Source organism: Nocardioides sp. (genome assembly GCA_037045645.1).
Taxonomy (GTDB): Bacteria; Actinomycetota; Actinomycetes; order Propionibacteriales; family Nocardioidaceae; genus Nocardioides.
Genome location: JBAOIH010000001.1, coordinates 1,936,690 through 1,954,553, shown reverse-complemented (window position 1 = coordinate 1,954,553; position 17,864 = coordinate 1,936,690). Strand labels below are relative to the sequence as shown.

Below are 17,864 nucleotides of genomic sequence, written 5' to 3'. Positions count from 1 at the left end.
GCCGCTGCTACGCTCCTCCCATCATGTTGCGCAGCCTCCTCCTTCGCTGCCGCAGCGAGGCCTGACAGCCGGGCCCCCTCGCTGCGGAGTGTGTGCTGTGCCCGGGCAGTCGATGCCCTCTCTCACGGAAGCCCCACTCTGATGATCACCAGCACTCCCGCTCCCGAGCGCAACCCGCAACAGCCCAGCGGCATGCCGTTCACCCGGTACGAGCCGTTCCTGCCGATCGACTTGACCGATCGCACCTGGCCCACCAAGCGGATGGCCCAGGCGCCGCGCTGGTGTGCGGTCGACCTGCGCGACGGCAACCAGGCCCTGATCGACCCGATGAGTCCGGCTCGCAAGAAGAAGATGTTCGAACTCCTGGTCAAGATGGGCTACAAGGAGATCGAGGTCGGCTTCCCGAGCGCGAGCCAGACGGACTTCGACTTCGTACGCATGCTGATCGAGGAGGACCTGATCCCCGATGACGTCGTCATCCAGGTCCTGACCCAGGCGCGTGAGGAACTGATCGAGCGCACCTTCGAGTCGCTGCGCGGGGCCAAGCAGGCGATCGTGCATCTCTACAACTCGACGTCGGTGCTGCAGCGGCGCGTGGTGTTCAACCTCGACGAGGACGGCATCCTGGACATCGCCGTACGCGGTGCAGAGGTCTGCAAGAAGTACGAAGAACTCGTCCCCGACACCGAGATCTTCTACGAGTACAGCCCGGAGTCCTACACCGGCACCGAGCTCGAGTACGCCGTACGCGTGTGCAACGCCGTGCTGGAGGTCTTCAAGCCCACCGCCGAGAAGCCGGTCATCATCAACCTGCCCGCGACCGTCGAGATGGCCACGCCCAACGTGTACGCCGACTCGATCGAGTGGATGGGGCGCAACCTGCGCTACCGCGAGCACGTGATCCTCTCGCTGCACCCGCACAACGACCGCGGCACGGCCGTCGCCGCCGCCGAGTTGGGCTATCTGGCCGGCGCCGACCGGATCGAAGGCTGCCTGTTCGGCAACGGCGAGCGCACCGGCAACGTCTGCCTGGTGACGCTGGGTCTGAACCTGTTCACCCAGGGCATCGACCCCCAGATCGACTTCTCCGACATCGACGAGATCCGTCGCACGGTGGAGTACTGCAACCAACTGCCGGTCGCCGAACGCCACCCCTACGGCGGCGACCTGGTCTACACCGCCTTCTCCGGCTCCCACCAGGACGCCATCAAGAAGGGGTTCGAAGCACTCGAACGCGACGCGGCCGCCGAAGGTGTCGATGTCGACGACCACATCTGGGAAGTCCCCTATCTGCCGATCGACCCCAAGGACGTCGGACGGTCGTACGAAGCCGTGATCCGGGTGAACAGCCAGTCCGGCAAGGGCGGGGTGGCGTACCTGCTCAAGACCGAACACAAGCTCGACCTGCCGCGCCGCGCGCAGATCGAGTTCTCCCGCGTCATCCAGGAGCGCACCGACACCGAGGGCGGCGAGATCAGCGCCGACGAGATCTGGCAGGTCTTCTCGGCCGAGTACCTGCACCGCCAGACCCCGCTGCAACTCAATTCGGTGCACACCTCCTCGGCGGCGGGAGCGAAGGACCAACTTGAGGTCAACATCTATGTCGACGGTGAGAGCCACACGCTGACCGGCCAGGGCAACGGTCCGATCGCGGCGTTCGTCGACGCGATCAACGACCTGCCGCAGGGCTTCGACGTCCGCGTCCTCGACTATGCCGAGCATGCGCTGTCGTCCGGTGGCGACGCGATCGCCGCGGCGTACGTCGAGTGCCTCGTCGGCGACCAGGTGCTCTGGGGCGTCGGGCTCGACCCGAACATCGTCACGGCGTCGCTGAAGGCCGTCACCAGCGCGGTCAACCGCGCCCGCTGAGTCAGCAGAAACTCACGCCCGAGTCAGCACAAACTCAAGCCCGAGTCAGCACAAACTCAAGCCCGAGTCAGCACAAACTCCTCAACGCGCAGGTCTGATCCCTCGCGCAACGGGGAGCGCTCACCAGTCGGCACGAACCCACACTCGACATAGAGCGCTCGCGCCGCGGCGTTGCCTTCGGTGACCTGGAGGTACGCCGTCCGCCCGGCTGCTGTGGTCCACGCGATGATCTCGCGCAACAGCAGCCGGGCATAACCACGCCCGCGTGCTTCCGGCGCGGTCCACATGCCGACCACTTGAGCCGTCGCGCCGTCCGGTGCGGGGAATCCGCCGCCCATCGAGACCGGGTGACCGGCCTCGAAGACCGCCCAGACGGGGCTGGGCCCGACCAGTCGTTCGCGCCATTGGGTCTCCGGCATGGCGAGTGCCCCCGCATGGGTTGCCGAGAACGAGTCGGGGGAGTCGGTCAGCGCGCGCAGCCGGATCTCCCGGTATGCCCGCCAGTCCTCCGGGCCTAGCCGGCGCAGGGTGCCCGGCGCTGGGAAACAGGCAGTGGCGAGGTCGGCCAAACCGGCGGCGCGCGCGGCTGCGACCGCCCCCGGAGAGGTCGCGACGGTGAAGACCAGGTCGGCGCTGTCGAGGAGTGCAGACATCAAGACCGCCCCGAGGCCTCTGCCTCGCGCGCTCGGAATGACCGCGATTCCGGAGATCTCGGCGACGCCACCGACAGGCGTGGCAAGCGCCCCGCCCACTGCCCTTCCGTCGATGAACGCGCCCGCGACGACCAGCGTGCCGGCGCGGATGCGGTCGCGACGATCGAGCACTTCCTGTGCCTGGACCCGGTCCGACGAAGCGAAGCCCGCCCCCATCGCGCCGATCACGACACCGAGGCGCGGATCGTCTGCGGTGAGGAGCTCGGCGCCGTCGAGCCGGCTGGCGGCTCCCACATTCGCCAGGACGGGGAAACGTACGCTGGGCACCTCGCGCAACTCCGGATGAAGCTCACCGAGCCACTCTGCTTCCTCGCTGGCCGGATTAGGGGGACGCCCCAGCGAGATGGCGTACGCCTCGATCGCTCGCCACATCTCGACCCGCTCCACGCCGCCACGATTCCACAGCGAACTCGCGTGCGGCGACTAGATTCGAGTCATGGCGACTTCCGCGACCCACGCCCGGACCCCGCTGGTGAGCGAGCGGATCGGTGAGTTCTTCTGGGACAACGAGACCGGGCGGGATCGGCTCGAATACACCGAGTACGGCGCGGGCGATCGCTGGATCGTGCTGCTTCACGGCCTGCTGATGCCACGACGGATGCAGCAGCCCCTTGCACGTTCGCTCGCGGCTGAAGGCTTTCACGTCGTCACTCTCGACCTGCTCGGACATGGTCGCTCAGACAAACCGGCCGATGCCTTGCTCTACTCGATGAGTGCGTACGCCGAGCAGGTCGTGGCGCTGCTCGATCACCTCGGGGCCGACCAGGCGATCGTCGGTGGCCTCTCGCTCGGCGCGAACGTGGCGTTGGAGACAGCGGTGCTCGCACCTGAGCGGGTCAAGGGTCTGTTGATCGAGATGCCGGTCCTCAACCATGCGTTGGAGGCGGGCATCGTGGCGTTCGTACCCCTGATGTTCGCCGCGCGGTTCGCCCCCTTCACCGTCAACACCGTGCGCCGCCTGACTCGGCCCATCCCGCGCGGGCTGGTGCCCTTCTGGGCAGGTATCGGACTCGACACCCTCAACCAGGAGGCCGAAAGTGTGGCCGCGGTCCTGCGTGGCGTGATCTTCGGCCGGATCGCGCCGTCTCGTGCCCAGCGCCGTCGGATCGCGTGCCCCGCCCTGGTCATCGGGCACCCCACGGACCCGGTGCACCCCTTCGTTGACGCCGAGATGCTGGCGGGCGAACTGCCGGATGCCCGCTTCACCCGCGCCAGCAGCATCGTCGAGTGGCGGATCCGGCCCGCTCGCCTGACTGCGGCGACCCTCGAGTTCGCCCAGGAGTGCTTCGCGACGAGGCGCCGCCAGCGTACGAAGGCCTGACCTCAGTCGCCCGAGATCCCGCCGATCAGGCCTTCCACCGCCATCGTGGAGTTCTCCCGCTGGCGTACGAGCACGTACCCCTGCTTGACGAAGACCACGCGGAAGACTCCGTCGCCGAGATCCTCGACTCGGGTGTCAGCCGCCAAGTCGATCGTGTCCGCGGTCGCGGCCCAGTCGAAGCCGTCGTCAGGGGGGCCAACGCAGTTCCAACTCTCCGAGTCGCCGACGTCATCGAGATACACCGCCGCCGAGGCGCAATCGCGAGCCTGGAGATCCTTCACGAAGTTTCGAGCCGCATGTTCATAACCGTTGATGCCACTGGTGCGTGACTGCCACCAGACGAATCCGGCGGCCAACACGGCGAGAAACGCGACGGCCGACGCGATCACCACGCCCAGCGATCGCTTCCGCGCCAGGGTCGGTGCAGGCGTGGGCGGCTGTGCGGCAGGCACGTGCGGCTCACCGCCACCCACGGCATCGGCGAGCGCATGGGCGTACGACATCGTGTCGGACCAGCGGTAGTCGCGATTCGGCGCCAACGCCGCCATCACCACCGCCTCGACGCTGGGTGGCAGACCGCTGACTTGACCGCCCAGCGGTTCGACACGACCGTCGATTCGCCGCGGCGCGTGACCGCAGATCAGGGCGTACGTCACCGCGCCCAGGGCGTAGACGTCGGCGCGCGGGTCGAGCGTGATCGAGGTGTCGGCTTGTTCGGGCGCGGCGTACGCGGGAGTGCCCACGTGCATGGTCATCCCCGACTCGACAGTCAGGGCCTTGGCCACTCCCAGATCCGCGACCACGACCTTGCGTCCGCCGCCAGGACGCGACACGAGCAGCAGATTCTCCGGCTTGATGTCGCGGTGCACGATGCCGTGCGCATGCAGCGCCGCCAGGCCGAGCGCGGCCTCGCGCACCACACGTACGACCTCGTCGGGTCCAAGCCGACTCGCGCGGATCAGGTCACCGACCGAGCCGCAGTCGGCGTAGGCCATCACGAAGTACGGCGTACCCGTGTCGGTCACCCCGATGTCGTGGACCTGGATCAGGTGGTCGGACTGGGCTTGGCGCAGCAGCCGTGACTCGGCCAGGAACCGGTCGCGTACGTCCGGCACCTCCTTCCAGTTGTCGGCCAGGGCCTTCACCGCGACGTCGGAGTCGAGCTCGTCGTCGCGATAGAGCCACACGGTGGCGAACCCGCCGACCCCTAGCCGGCGTACCTGGCGCAGACGGCCCAACTGATCTGGAAGCGACACGCGCCCGATCCTCCCCTGACGGCGCGGCCCGCACACCCACCCGTCGGCGACAATGGCCCGGTGCCGCTGTATCGCGACGAGGGGATCGTGCTTCGCACCCACAAGTTGGGCGAGTCCGACCGCATCGTCACCATCTTGACCCGCCAGCACGGCCGTGTGCGCGCGGTGGCTCGTGGCGTACGCAAGACGACGTCGCGCTTCGGATCGCGGCTCGAACCCTTCACGCATGTGGACGTGCTCTTCGCCGAGGGGCGTTCGTTGGACTCGATCACGCAGGCCGAGACCCTGGATCCGTTCTCGTCGCATCTGGGGGCGGACTACGACCGCTATACGGCCGGGAGTGCGATGTTGGAGACCGCCGACCGGTTGGCGTCGGAAGAGAAGCAGCCGATGGTGCAGCAGTTCCTGCTCCTCGTCGGAGGGCTGCGGGCGTTGACGTCGCCGGACTACACCGCATCGCAGGTGCTCGACTCCTACCTGCTGCGTTCCTTGGCGGTGGCGGGGTACGCCGCGTCGTTCGACCACTGCGTCCGGTGTGGCGACGAAGGTCCGCACCGGTGGTTCAACCTGGCGGCCGGTGGGTCTTTGTGTGCGGATTGTCGGCTGCCGGGTTCGGCGACCCCGGCTCCCGAGACTTTGCGCGTGTTGGGTGCGCTGCTGGCCGGCGACTGGGCGACCGTACGCGCGACCGATCCGCGCTATCTCAAGGAGGCCAGCGGGCTGGTGGCGGCGTACCTCAACTGGCATCTCGAACGCGGCCTGAAGTCGCTGCCACTCGTCGAGCGCTGAGGGTTCTAGGGTGAGGCCGTGAGTTCCGTACGCCCTCCCACGCCGCACCCCTCCGGCGCGCGTCCACCGGCAATCCCTCCCGTGCTGGTGCCGCATCACGTCGCGATCGTGATGGACGGCAACGGACGTTGGGCCAAGGACCGCGGCCTGCCGCGGACGAAGGGTCACGAGGCGGGGGAGTCGTCGTTGTTCGACGTGGTCGAGGGGGCCATCGAGATCGGCGTCAAGGCGATCTCGGCGTACGCCTTCTCCACCGAGAACTGGTCGCGCTCACCCGACGAGGTGCGCTTCCTGATGGGCTTCAATCGCGACGTGATCCGACGTCGTCGCGACGAGATGCACGAGTTGGGCGTACGCGTGCGGTGGGCAGGCCGCGCGCCGCGATTGTGGCGTTCGGTGATCGAGGAGCTGCAGATCGCCGAGGAGATGACCAAGCACAACAAGGTGTGCACGCTGACCATGTGCGTCAACTACGGCGGTCGGGCCGAGATCGCCGACGCCGCTCGCTCGATCGCCCGTGAGGTTGCCGCGGGTCGGCTGCGTGCCGACAAGGTGGACGAGAGGGTCTTCGCCAAACACCTCTACGTCCCCGAACTCCCCGACGCGGACCTGATCTGGCGTACGTCGGGCGAGCAGCGGCTGTCCAACTACATGCTGTGGCAGGCGGCGTACTCCGAGATGGTGTTCACCGACGTCCTCTGGCCTGACGTCGACCGTCGCCATCTGTGGGCGGCGATCGAGACGTACGCCCGCCGCGACCGCCGCTACGGCGGCGCCCTCCCCAACCCCTAGCCGAGTCAGCAGAAATCCCCGGCGAGTCAGCAGAAATCCCCGGCGAGTCAGCACAAATCCCGCTGCGCGGCCCGTACGTGCCCTCGATCGACGCGGCCATCCACAGCCGAAGGTCCGCGAGGTGTGGGGCCCAGAAGTCCGGGTAGCGCGCCAGGATGGACTCCATCACTGTGCTCGATGCGTTGCCCCACGACCGCCCCTTCACCGCCACTGAGGCCGCGCGTGAGGGCGTCGATCGAAGGCTGCTGTACGAACTCGTGAGTTCCGGTTTCCTTCGACATCCGGTGCGATCGGTCTTCTATCTCGCGGGACTTCGCGACACCGTCGAGTTGCGCGTGGCTTGCTTGAAGTCGGTCCTGCCTCCTGATGCCTTCGCTACCGACCACACGGCTGCGTGGCTCCACGCGGGCGCGGAGGCATTGCCGCCCAACGCTGACCTCAAGGAGCCGGAACTGACGTTCTTCCGGCCCAGCGATGCTGGCTGTCTGCGCAACAAGATCTGTCATAGCGGCGAACGATCGGTTCTGCCGGAGGATCTGATGGAGGTCGGCGGAGTTCCTACGACCACGCCACTGCGTACCGCTTGGGACCTCGGCCGTTTGCAACGGGCGGATCAAGCCATGTGGGGGATTGATCTCATGATGAAGGTCGCCAACATCGCTCCCCACGAATTGATCGCGGGTCTGCCGCGATTCAAGGGCGAACGCGGAGTCGTCCAGCTTCGTGGCCTTGTGACCTGGGCTGATCCAGGGTCGGAGTCGTTCGGCGAGTCGGCGCTCAGGTTGCGTTGGCGGCGTGCCGAGATCCCCAAGCCGGAGTCACAGATCAGCCTGTGCGTCGACGGTGTCGAGGTGGCCCGCATCGATCAGGGTCTACCTGAAGTGCTCTTCGGTGCTGAGTACTTCGGTGAGGAGTGGCATGGTGAGGATGAGGCTGAGCACGATGAGACTCGACTTCGATGGATTCGAGACGAGCGCGGCTACGCGATCGAAGTATTCCGTCGCGAGGATGTGTTCGGGGCCGCTCAGACGGCTGACTTCCGACTCCGCAGGGCGTACGAACAGGCTCTTGCCACGCTCCCACAGAAGCGGCACTTCCTGCTGCTGCAGAAGCGAGAGATGGCGTTGGCCACCGCGCGATCTGCTGACTCGCCGTGAAAGACCTGCTGACTCGCCGTGAAAGACCTGCTGACTCGGCGGGAAGACCTGCTGACTCACCGGCAGGCGGGGCAGGTGCCGAAGATCTCCAACGTATGCGCCACGTCCACGAACCCGTGATCCGCCGCGATCGCCGAGGTCCAGCGCTCGACGGCCGGACCCTCCACCTCCACCGTCGCACCACACGCTCGACACACGAGGTGATGGTGGTGCCTGGTCGAGCACGCCCGATAGATCGCCTCGCCGTCCTCACGTCGCAACACGTCGATCAGTCCGTGCTCGGCATACAGCGCCAACGTCCGATAGACCGTGGCGAGTCCTACGCCGGCGACGAGTTCGTGCACCTCCTGTGCCGACCTGAAGTCGCCCGTACGCCCCAACGCATCCAGGACGGCGCGTCGCTGCGGGGTCTCGCGGGGGATGGCGGAGGAGTCAGTGTTCGTCATAGTGCTCTCCGTGCGGCGCGTGCCGGTGGCCGTCGTGGACGTAGTCGACGTGATCATCGTGGGGGACCGCGAGATGGCCGCAGTCCGGCCCGTGCTCGTGGGGGTGCGTCGAGGTCGGCTCATGCGCCTCGGGCACTCCAGAAGCGAACGGCGACACCAGCGCGCGCCGGTGCCGCAACCAGGCCCCGACCGGCCAGGTGAGCATGAACCCGACCAGGGACAACAGCACGATCGCAGGCCCGGTCGCGATGTTGACGCGGTACGACAGCCCCGCGGCGATCAGCACCCCGCCGACGCTGGCCAGCACACCGGCGATCATGGCGCCGAACAACGTACGCCGGAAGGTCGGAGCCAACTGCTGCGCGGTCGCGACCGGGACGACCATCAGTGCGGACACCAGCAGCAGGCCGACCGTACGCATCGCCACCGTCACGGTGACTGCGGCCAGCACGGCGATCAGGATGTTGTAGAGCCGCACCGGCAGTCCGAGTGCGCGGGCGAACTCGGCGTCTTGGCACACCGCGAAGAGTTGCGGCAACAGGCCGATCCCGAGGATCAGCACGACCAGTGCCATCACTCCCGTCACCAGCAGGTCGCCAGGCGAGATCGAGAGGATCGCGCCGAAGAGGTACGACTGCAGCGACGCCGCGTTCTGTCCCGCGATCCCGGTGATCAGCACTCCGAGAGCGATACCGCCATAGAAGAGCAACGCCAACGCGACGTCACCGTTGGTGTGCCCGCGCGAACGGATCTCCTCGATCAGCACGGCACCGAGGATCGCCACGATGACGGCGGTCCAGGTGGGGGAGGTGCCGGTCAGCAGTCCGACGGCCACACCGGTCACGGCCACATGCCCGATGCCGTCGCCCATCAGCGCGAGTCGACGTTGCACCAGATAAGTCCCGACCACGGGCGCTGAGAGTCCCGTGAGCAGGGCGGCCAGCAGCGCGTAGTGCATGAAGTCCAGACGCAGCAGATCGATCATGAGTCGCCCTCCAGTGGTGAGCCCAGGTGTGGCGCATGGCTGTGAGCGTGGCCGGAGTCATGGTGATGCCCGTGCCCGCCGGTGAAGGCCGATGCACGCGCGAGGTCGGGTCCGTCGTAAGCGATCCGACCGTCCGACATCAGCACCACGCGGTCGATCAGCGGTTCGAGCGGGCCGAGTTCGTGCGCGACGAGCACGACGGTGACGCCGCGTTCAGACAGCGTACGAAGGCAGCGCGCCAACGCCTCCTGATTGGGCAGATCGACACCGGCGGTGGGCTCGTCGAGCAGCAATACGTCTGGCTCGCCTGCCAGCGCGCGGGCGATCAGGGCGCGCTGCTGCTGACCGCCCGAGAGGTTGGCGATCGCCTCGTGCTCCCTGGATGCCAGTCCGACGACCTCGAGGGCAGCCCGTACGGCGGCGCGGTCGGCGCGACTCGGGGGCAGGAATGGCGTACGCCGTGACAACCGCCCGGAGGCGACCACCTCGCCGACCGACGACGGGACCCCAGAGGATGCTCCCGAGCGTTGCGGCACGAATCCCACGCGCGACCAGTCGCCGAACGACGTCAAGGTCTGGCCGAAGAGGCGCACCGAGCCGGCCGTGAGGGGATGCAAGCCGAGGAGAGCGCGGATCAGCGTGGACTTGCCGGAGCCGTTCGCGCCCAGCACGGCGACGAACTCACCCGAGCCGATGCTCAAGTCGAGGTGTCGAAGGATCGGACGTCCGCCGAGTGCGACACCGCCTCCGCTGATCTCGATCACGGGTTCACGCACAACGATTCGCCTCCTTCAGGGCGGTGAGGTCTGCTCGCATCAGATCCAGGTAGTCGGCCGACTGGCCCGGCGCGAGGCCTTCGATCGGATCCAGTACGGCGGTGTCGACGCCCGCCTCACGAGCCAGCGCGGCCGCGGTCTGGGCTGATGCGAGCCTCTCGGAGAACACCGTGGTGATGCCCTCTCGCTCGATGAGCGAGCGCAGGTCGGCCAGCACTGCCGCGGTGGGCTCGGCGTCCGGGCTCAGGTCCAAGATCGCCTCGAAGTGCAGGCCGTACTTCTCCAGATACCCGAAAGCCTCGTGTGTCACCACGACGGTGGAGATCTCGCACCGCGCGAGCCCGGTGTGAAACTCGCGGTCCAACGCCGTGAGTTCGTCGCGCAACGTGAGCGCGCGAGAGGAGAAGTACGAGGCCCGCGACGGCTCCACAGCTGACAGCGCAGCTGCGACCTCGTCGCCGAGATCGGCCATCCGCATCGGATCGAGCCAGAAGTGCGGATCCTCGTCGCCATGGTCGTGATCGGAGTGCGTGTCGTCGCCATGGTCGTGATCGGAGTGCGCGTGCTCCAGCGACACCGCCGAGGCCGCGTCGATCACTCGCCCGCGCGCGTGCGCCGAGACCGCCGCATCGACGGCCGGCTGAAAGCCGGACAGCATCAGCACCACATCCGCCCCCGCCAGGTCGGCGGTTTGTCGGATCGAGAGTTCGAGGTCGTGCGGCTCACCGCCGGGGGAGGTGAGGTTGGTGATGTCGTACGCATCCCCGGCCACCCGCTCCGCGACGTACGCCAGGGGATAGAACGCCGCGGCGATCTCGCGACGCTGGTCATCTTGGGAGGAGGCGCAACCCGACAGGGCGGATGCCAGCAGCAGCACGGCGAGCCCGAGGCGCATCAACATGAGAATCATTCTCAGATCAATTGAGAATGATTGTCAAACCACTACGCTCGCCTCATGCTCGTCGTCACTCGTCTGCGCGCCCCTACGGATGCCGCGGCACTTGAGGAGTTCCGACACGGTCTCGACCAAGCGCACGCAGTGCTCGCGCAAAGGCCTGGCTACCTCGGGGGAGAGGTCGGCCGCAACGTCGACGACCCGAACCTGTGGGTGCTGTCCACGCGCTGGGAGAACGTCGGCTCCTATCGTCGCGCGATCGGCTCGTACGACGCGAAACTCCTCGTCCAGCCCTTCATGATCCACGCCGTCGACGAACCGAGCGCGTACGAGATCGTGCAACCGGGGACCGACCTCAACGAGGCTGGAACGCGCCAACTAGGCTGACCGTTCGCCGATCGACAGCCAGTCGACCGCTTCGCACCACAGCCCGAAAGTAGTGATTCTCCGTGGCCAAAGCCGCTCCCACCACCCTCGATCACGTCGTCTCCTTGTGCAAGCGCCGGGGTTTCGTCTACCCGAGCGGTGACATCTACGGAGGCACCCGGTCGGCCTGGGACTACGGCCCGCTCGGCGTCGAACTCAAGGAGAACATCAAGCGCCAGTGGTGGCGCGCCATGGTCACCAGCCGCGACGACGTCGTCGGTCTTGACTCGTCCATCATCTTGCCCACGCGCACGTGGGAGGCATCGGGCCACCTCGGCACGTTCAGCGACCCGCTCGTGGAGTGCCAGTCGTGCCACAAGCGATTCCGCGAGGACCACCTGCAAGAGGACTACGCGAACAAGAAGGGGCTCGACAATCCCGACGACGTCGACATCAACGAGCTGATCGCCTGCCCCAACTGCGGCACCCGCAACGCCTGGACCGAGCCGCGGGCGTTCAACATGATGCTCAAGACCTGGCTCGGCGTGATCGACGACGAGTCCGGTCTGCACTACCTGCGCCCCGAGACCGCGCAGGGCATCTTCCTCAACTTCGCCAACGTGGTCACCAGCCAGCGGATGAAGCCGCCCTTCGGCATCGCCCAGATGGGCAAGAGCTTCCGCAACGAGATCACGCCGGGCAACTTCATCTTCCGCACGCGCGAGTTCGAGCAGATGGAGATGGAGTTCTTCGTCAAACCCGGCGAGGACGACGAGTGGTTCAAGTACTGGATCGACACCCGCTTCAACTGGTATGTCGGCCTCGGCATCAACCCCGACAACCTGCGCCTGTACGACCACCCGACCGAGAAGCTCAGCCACTATTCCAAGGGCACGACCGACATCGAGTACCGCTTCGGCTTCTCCGGTCGTGACTTCGAGGAACTCGAAGGAGTCGCCAACCGGACGGACTTCGACCTGACCCAGCACAAGGAGTTCTCCGGTCAGGACCTGTCCTACTTCGACCAGGCAAACAACGAGCGCTACATCCCCTATGTCATCGAGCCCGCAGCCGGTCTCACGCGCAGCCTGATGGCGTTCCTGATCGACGCCTACACCGAGGACGAGGCTCCCAACACCAAGGGTGGGGTCGACAAGCGGGTCGTCCTCAAACTCGATCCACGCCTGGCGCCGGTCAAGGTCGCCGTACTGCCGCTGAGCCGCAACGCCGACCTGAGCCCCAAGGCTCGCGACCTGGCCAAGGAACTGCGGCAGAACTGGAACGTCGACTTCGACGACTCCGGTGCCATCGGGCGCCGCTACCGGCGCCAGGACGAGATCGGTACGCCGTTCTGCGTCACGGTCGACTTCGACACCCTCGACGACAACGCCGTGACCGTACGCGAGCGCGACACCATGACCCAGGAGCGGGTCAGCCTCGACGGCATCAGCCGCTACTTCGGGGACAAACTGCTCGGCTGCTGAAAGCCCCCGCCCGGCGGTGCGACACTCGGCGACATGAGCAAACTCGGGCTGCTTGTTCTCGTGTGGGCGTTGGCCGCTGCTCTCGGCGGGCCGGTATCGGCGTGGACGGATGCTCGCGAGGCCGTACGCGTGGTGAAGCCGCGCACCCTGGACCCCGGTGCCCTGACCCGAGGCCCGGACGCTCGCCTGGACTTCCTGCAGGGCGGAGCGCTCCACCTCGCGGACGGGTCGCACCTGCGCACTAAGCTGCAGGCGAAGCAGCAACAACTCCTGGGACGTTCGCGCCGACGTTGGGTCGTCGCCTGGCGCAGGGGTCTCGTCAACGGCGTCAGCTTGGTGGCCAAGAACAAAGCGCCGCGCGGCGTCCCGGGTCGGCGGTTCAAGTCGTACGCAGACATGGGGATCGGCTACCGACTCACCCGCGACGGGCGGACCCTGATCATCGACAGCCTCGACCGGGGCGGCGCGCTCTCGGCGCTGGCCGACGTCAGCACCGGGGACCAGGTCGGCAACGCCTACGACGACGGGATCGTGTCGATCCTCGACGGCGAGCGTGACCGATTCGTCGTGCTCAGCAACGACTACAGCCGCTACGTCGCGCAGGAGTGGGCGCCCTCCTCGGGTGACCTCGCCAAGCTGGGCAAGGGCGCGTCGTACGCCAACGTCGACCGCGACCTGCTCTTCATCAAGACGCATGGGCGCAACTACGGTCCCGTGTCCCTGACGCGGGCCCGCGCCGGACAGCGCACCCCGCCCTGGACGGCTCCGTTCCAGCCGCTCGACATCAGCCCGGACGGCCTGACCGCCTTGGGGCTGCGCGTCCCCAAGTCCGTGTTCCACTCTCCGGCGATCCTCGACATCCGAAGGCTGAGCGACGGGGCGTTGTTGGATTCGGTCAAGTACGACAAGGCGATCACCGAGGAGACCTGGCAGGCCGGGGTCGGGCACGATCAGACCGCTCGCTGGGAGACCAACGAGGCGTACGTCTTCGAGATGCAGAACAAGCGCGGCAGCATCCTGATCCGCTGCACGGTCGCCGGCGACTGCGAACGCGCATCGGCGCGTGGCCGCGAGATCTCCGTTCCCGGCGAGACCTATATGTGGTGGTGAGCCGTGATTGGTGAGGCGGCCGCCGTACGCGGGAGAATCAGTCCCACCATGCCCGCGAACCTCCAACTCGGATCCCTCAGCGTCGACACGCCGGTCGTTCTTGCCCCCATGGCGGGCATCACCAATGCCGCCTATCGCCGGTTGTGTCTGGAGCAGATGGCAGCAGTCGGGGCTAAGGGCCTGTTCGTGTGCGAGATGATCACCAGTCGTGGGCTGGTCGAGGGCGACGAGACCACGAAGAAGATGCTGTTCTTCGACGAGTACGAGACCACGCGCAGCGTGCAGCTCTATGGCACCGACCCGGTGTATGTCGGCAGAGCCGTCGAGATCCTCTGCGCCGATTACGGCGTCGCCCACGTCGACCTCAACTTCGGCTGCCCGGTGCCCAAGGTGACCCGCAAGGGCGGTGGGGGAGCACTGCCGTGGAAGCGCGGTCTGCTGGAGCAAATCCTCGCCGCGGCAGTGACGGCCGCACAGGCGTACGACGTGCCGGTCACCATGAAGACCCGCAAGGGGATCGACGACGAGCATCTGACCTACCTCGACGCCGGTCGGATCGCGCAGGAGACGGGTGTGGCCGCGATCGCGCTCCACGGCCGCACGGTCGAGCAGGCGTACTCCGGCACTGCCGACTGGGACGCCATCGCGGCGCTGAAGCAAAGTGTCGATATCCCCGTGTTGGGCAACGGAGATATCTGGGAGGCCGCCGACGCTGCCCGGATGATGGGGCAGACCGGCGTGGACGGGGTCGTGGTTGGCCGGGGCTGCCTGGGGCGGCCGTGGCTGTTTCGCGACCTGGCTGCGCAGCACCTCGGTCTTGAGGTCCAGACCCTGCCGACGCTCGGCGAGGTGACGCAGATGATGCGCCGCCACGCGGAGCTGTTGAGCCACCACATGGGCGAGGAACGCGGCTGCAAGGAGTTCCGCAAGCACGTGTCCTGGTATCTCAAGGGCTTCCGCGCCGGGGGACAGTTGCGACACTCCCTCGGCCTGGTCGACACCCTCACCGCCTTGGACGGGCTCTTGGCCGAACTCGACCCCAACGAGAACTTTCCGGCGGGCGAACTCGGCACTCCACGGGGTCGCCAGGGTGCGCCGCGCAAGCGCGTGATCCTGCCGGAGCACTGGCTCGATGACACCGACGGCCGCGATCTGCACGTACGCGAAGACGCTCGCGAGACCACCGGAGGGTGATCGGGAACACCTGCCAAATGCCGCCCCGGATTCGGACAGGTTTCAACCAGTGTGTTTGAGTATCCCGTCGCGTAATCATTTCGTTACCTCGAATTGGTCTCGCACCTGACCTGCCAGCAACAGCAAAGGACCAAACGCTGTGGCCAAACATCGCCACAAGCGGGAAGCCAATGCCCGCCTGTACGCCCGCCTGAACTTCAAGCCCAAGGCCGCGTTCGTGGCGGCGCCGATCGCGGCGCTGATCACGACGCCCGCCGTGGCATTCGGTGTCTTCAGCGCCGAGCTCCCCGGTCTCTCCGCGTCCACGCCCAGTTCGCTGCAGGCGGCGGGAGTCGCCAGCGACATCGCCCTGCCCGACCGCGGCGAGATCGTCAGCCGTTCGTCCGCCGGTGGCCGCGCCAGTGCCCCGAAGCTGACTGCCAAGCAGCGCAAGGCGATCGCCGAGCGCAAGCACTTCGCGAAGCTCAAGAAGGCGTCGGCCAAGGCCGTCGCCAACGCCGATGAGCGGCTGTGGACCACGACCGAGGTCAATCTCTGGACCGGGCCGGGTGACCTGGCAGTCCAAGACGGCACCATGGAGGCGGGCAAGCACGTCCTGGTGACGGGTCGCCGCGACCAGGGTCGGGTCGAGATCGTGGTGGGCAAGCTGGCGCGCTGGATCAGCGTCGGCTACCTGTCGGCCGACAAGCCGGACCCCGAGCCCGAAGAGATGGGCATCGGCGGGGCCTGTACCAACGGCACGTCGGCCCCCGGCGGCGCCAATGTCGTCAAGGTGCACCAGGCCGTGTGTGCCAACTTCCCCTCGATCACGACCTACGGCGTGTGGCGTGCGGGTGCTACCGACCACTCGTCGGGTCGGGCGGTCGACATCATGGTCAGCGGAGCACTGGGCTGGGATATCGCCAACTTCGTGCGTGCCAACGCGGGTGCGCTCGGCGTCTCGTACGTCATCTACGCCCAGCACATCTGGTCGGTGGAGCGTTCCGGTGAGGGCTGGCGTGGCATGTCCAACCGCGGCTCCGTAACCGCCAACCACTTCGACCACGTGCACGTCTCGACCTACTGAGCAAGAACGTCGGCGTCGAGCGGTAGCCTGCATCGCCGTGGCGGACCTGTACGACGACGCGGCGCGTGAGCGTCTCGTCCCCGAGCCTCCCAAGCGGGTCGAGGCACCCGTGCGTACGCCGTTCGAGCGTGACCGCGCTCGGGTGGTCCATGCCGCATCGTCGCGCCGCCTGGCGGCCAAGACCCAGGTGGTCGGGCCGCAAAGCGACGATTTCGTACGCAACCGGCTCACCCACTCGTTGGAGGTTGCCCAGGTCGCGCGTGACCTCGCGCGGGCGCTGGGGTGTCACCCGGACATCGTCGAGACGGCGGCGCTGGCCCACGACCTGGGTCACCCCCCGTTCGGGCACAACGGTGAGCGGGTGCTGGCCGAACTCAGCGGTGACTGCGGTGGCTTCGAGGGCAACGCCCAGACCCTGCGACTGCTGTCTCGGTTGGAGGCCAAGACCTTCGACGACCAGGGAGACTCGGTCGGGCTCAACCTCACCCGCGCCACGCTGGATGCGTGTACGAAGTACCCCTGGGATCGCGCCGACGCGACCGCCCCGGCCGGCGTGCACGCCGACGGCTCACCCCGCGTCGTGGTGAAATTCGGCGTCTACGACGACGACCGCCCGGTCTTCGACTGGCTGCGCTTGGGCCGCGCGGGCCGCGAGCGGTGCCTGGAGGCACAGGTGATGGACCTGGCCGACGATGTCGCCTACTCGGTCCACGATGTCGAGGACGGCATCGTGGCGGGACGACTCGACCTCACCAGACTCGATCAGGCGGCGGTGTGGGAGACCGTACGCGGGTGGTATCTCCCGCACGCTTCTGACGACGACCTCGCCCACGCCTTCGCGCAACTGCGGTCCGTGGGCAGTTGGCCCCAACAGTCGTACGACGGCTCGCGCCGCGGGCTCGCCGCGCTGAAGAATCTCACCAGCGATCTGATCGGTCGCTTCTGCGGGGCGGTCCAGGAGGCCACGTTCGAGGCGTACGACGGCCCGTTCGCACGCTATGGCGCCGACTTGGCCACCCCTGAGCAGACATTGCTGGAGATCGCGATCTTGAAGGGCATCGCCGCGCATTATGTGATGAGCGCGGATGATCGGGTGTACGCGATGGTGCGCCAACGCGAACTGATGGCGGAGTTGGTCGCCGCACTGGCGGAGCGACCCGAGGCCTTGGACCCGGTCTTCGCCGAGGATTGGGCCCGCAGCGAGTCGGACGCGCAGCGGCGGCGCGTGATCATCGATCAGGTCGCCTCGTTGACCGACACGAGTGCGGTGACCTGGCACAACCGGCTGGTGGGCTGATCAGGTCACCACACCCGCGTGGGCGGGTCAGGGCAGGTCGCCCTGGGGGTAGGGGTTCTCCTGGCGCGCGGTGCTCTCCGGGTGCAACTGGTCGGTCAGGTCGTCGTCGGAGCCGCCCGGCTTGACCTTGTCCACCGCTGCCGAAGCGAGGTTCGACACCTTGTCCGCCACGACTGGAGCCTGCGCCTTCGCGGTGTCCACGGCGCTGGCCGCGGCGCTTTGGACGGTCGGGTTGTTCTTGACCTTCTCGAAGTTGGCCTTGAGGGTCTCATAACGCTGGCGTCCGGCCTTCGCGCCCAGGACATAGCCCACCGCGACGGCGGCAAGCAGGATGAGCTTCTTCATGTT

At 67.2% G+C, this 17,864-nt stretch carries 18 protein-coding genes; 11 read left to right on the top strand and 7 right to left on the bottom strand.

Going from position 1 to position 17,864, the window contains the following annotated elements:
* Window positions 1–141 precede the first annotated feature (141 nt).
* Complete coding sequence (gene leuA, locus V9G04_09680; protein MEI2713540.1) at window positions 142–1,869, top strand: 2-isopropylmalate synthase; 1,728 nt, start codon at window positions 142–144, stop codon at window positions 1,867–1,869.
* 56 nt (window positions 1,870–1,925) lie between these two features.
* On the opposite strand, the gene V9G04_09675 is transcribed toward leuA, so the two are convergent.
* Window positions 1,926–2,969, bottom strand: coding sequence for a GNAT family N-acetyltransferase (locus tag V9G04_09675; protein MEI2713539.1), 1,044 nt, complete (start codon window positions 2,967–2,969; stop codon window positions 1,926–1,928).
* 49 nt (window positions 2,970–3,018) lie between these two features.
* Here V9G04_09675 and V9G04_09670 point away from each other — a divergent pair, with 49 nt between their 5' ends.
* Window positions 3,019–3,903, top strand: coding sequence for an alpha/beta hydrolase (locus tag V9G04_09670; GenBank protein ID MEI2713538.1), 885 nt, complete (start codon window positions 3,019–3,021; stop codon window positions 3,901–3,903).
* A 2-nt stretch (window positions 3,904–3,905) separates the two neighbouring features.
* On the opposite strand, the gene V9G04_09665 is transcribed toward V9G04_09670, so the two are convergent.
* Window positions 3,906–5,159 carry a serine/threonine-protein kinase gene (locus V9G04_09665; protein MEI2713537.1) on the bottom strand — a complete coding sequence of 418 codons (1,254 nt, stop codon included), beginning with the start codon at window positions 5,157–5,159 and terminating at the stop codon, window positions 3,906–3,908.
* Between the two features lie 60 nt (window positions 5,160–5,219).
* On the opposite strand from V9G04_09665, the gene recO reads away from it, so the two are divergent.
* The 3 genes from recO to V9G04_09650 all read left to right on the top strand — a co-directional run bounded on the left by recO (window position 5,220) and on the right by V9G04_09650 (window position 7,897).
* Complete coding sequence (recO, locus tag V9G04_09660; protein ID MEI2713536.1) at window positions 5,220–5,948, top strand: DNA repair protein RecO; 729 nt, start codon at window positions 5,220–5,222, stop codon at window positions 5,946–5,948.
* Window positions 5,949–5,966: 18 nt separating this feature from the next.
* Complete coding sequence (locus V9G04_09655) at window positions 5,967–6,740, top strand: isoprenyl transferase (GenBank protein MEI2713535.1); 774 nt, start codon at window positions 5,967–5,969, stop codon at window positions 6,738–6,740.
* A 155-nt stretch (window positions 6,741–6,895) separates the two neighbouring features.
* Entirely contained in the window at window positions 6,896–7,897 is a 1,002-nt protein-coding gene (locus tag V9G04_09650) for a hypothetical protein (protein MEI2713534.1), read from the top strand.
* Between the two features lie 56 nt (window positions 7,898–7,953).
* Here the strand turns inward: V9G04_09650 and V9G04_09645 are convergent, their stop codons facing one another.
* Genes V9G04_09645 through V9G04_09630 form a run of 4 tightly spaced genes read right to left on the bottom strand, consistent with a single transcriptional unit; the run spans window position 7,954 to window position 11,005 of the window.
* Window positions 7,954–8,343, bottom strand: coding sequence for a transcriptional repressor (locus V9G04_09645; protein MEI2713533.1), 390 nt, complete (start codon window positions 8,341–8,343; stop codon window positions 7,954–7,956).
* The gene (locus tag V9G04_09640) at window positions 8,330–9,328 is read right to left on the bottom strand and encodes a metal ABC transporter permease (protein MEI2713532.1); all 999 of its coding nucleotides are present in this window, start codon (window positions 9,326–9,328) and stop codon (window positions 8,330–8,332) included. The genes V9G04_09645 and V9G04_09640 overlap by 14 nt, the downstream gene beginning before the upstream one ends.
* The gene (locus V9G04_09635; protein MEI2713531.1) at window positions 9,325–10,104 is read right to left on the bottom strand and encodes an ABC transporter ATP-binding protein; all 780 of its coding nucleotides are present in this window, start codon (window positions 10,102–10,104) and stop codon (window positions 9,325–9,327) included. The genes V9G04_09640 and V9G04_09635 overlap by 4 nt, the downstream gene beginning before the upstream one ends.
* Complete coding sequence (locus tag V9G04_09630) at window positions 10,097–11,005, bottom strand: metal ABC transporter substrate-binding protein (protein MEI2713530.1); 909 nt, start codon at window positions 11,003–11,005, stop codon at window positions 10,097–10,099. Before V9G04_09630 ends, V9G04_09635 begins: the two co-directional genes overlap by 8 nt.
* 54 nt (window positions 11,006–11,059) lie before the next feature.
* Here V9G04_09630 and V9G04_09625 point away from each other — a divergent pair, with 54 nt between their 5' ends.
* The 6 genes from V9G04_09625 to V9G04_09600 all read left to right on the top strand — a co-directional run bounded on the left by V9G04_09625 (window position 11,060) and on the right by V9G04_09600 (window position 17,516).
* A complete protein-coding gene (locus V9G04_09625; GenBank protein MEI2713529.1) occupies window positions 11,060–11,386 on the top strand; it encodes an antibiotic biosynthesis monooxygenase family protein in 327 nt (108 codons plus the stop codon).
* A 62-nt stretch (window positions 11,387–11,448) separates the two neighbouring features.
* Window positions 11,449–12,849: a glycine--tRNA ligase gene (locus V9G04_09620; protein MEI2713528.1), complete on the top strand. Its 1,401-nt coding sequence runs from the start codon at window positions 11,449–11,451 to the stop codon at window positions 12,847–12,849.
* A gap of 33 nt (window positions 12,850–12,882) precedes the next feature.
* Complete coding sequence (locus V9G04_09615; protein MEI2713527.1) at window positions 12,883–13,959, top strand: hypothetical protein; 1,077 nt, start codon at window positions 12,883–12,885, stop codon at window positions 13,957–13,959.
* 48 nt (window positions 13,960–14,007) lie between these two features.
* Window positions 14,008–15,153 (top strand): tRNA dihydrouridine synthase DusB, encoded by a 1,146-nt coding sequence (gene dusB, locus V9G04_09610; GenBank protein ID MEI2713526.1) that lies wholly within the window; start codon window positions 14,008–14,010, stop codon window positions 15,151–15,153.
* A 139-nt stretch (window positions 15,154–15,292) separates the two neighbouring features.
* On the top strand, window positions 15,293–16,219 hold the full coding sequence (locus V9G04_09605) for a hypothetical protein (GenBank protein MEI2713525.1): 927 nt from the start codon (window positions 15,293–15,295) through the stop codon (window positions 16,217–16,219).
* 37 nt (window positions 16,220–16,256) lie between these two features.
* Entirely contained in the window at window positions 16,257–17,516 is a 1,260-nt protein-coding gene (locus V9G04_09600) for a deoxyguanosinetriphosphate triphosphohydrolase (protein ID MEI2713524.1), read from the top strand.
* Between the two features lie 27 nt (window positions 17,517–17,543).
* Here V9G04_09600 and V9G04_09595 read toward each other — a convergent pair whose 3' ends face one another.
* On the bottom strand, window positions 17,544–17,861 hold the full coding sequence (locus V9G04_09595; protein ID MEI2713523.1) for a hypothetical protein: 318 nt from the start codon (window positions 17,859–17,861) through the stop codon (window positions 17,544–17,546).
* Window positions 17,862–17,864 lie beyond the last annotated feature (3 nt).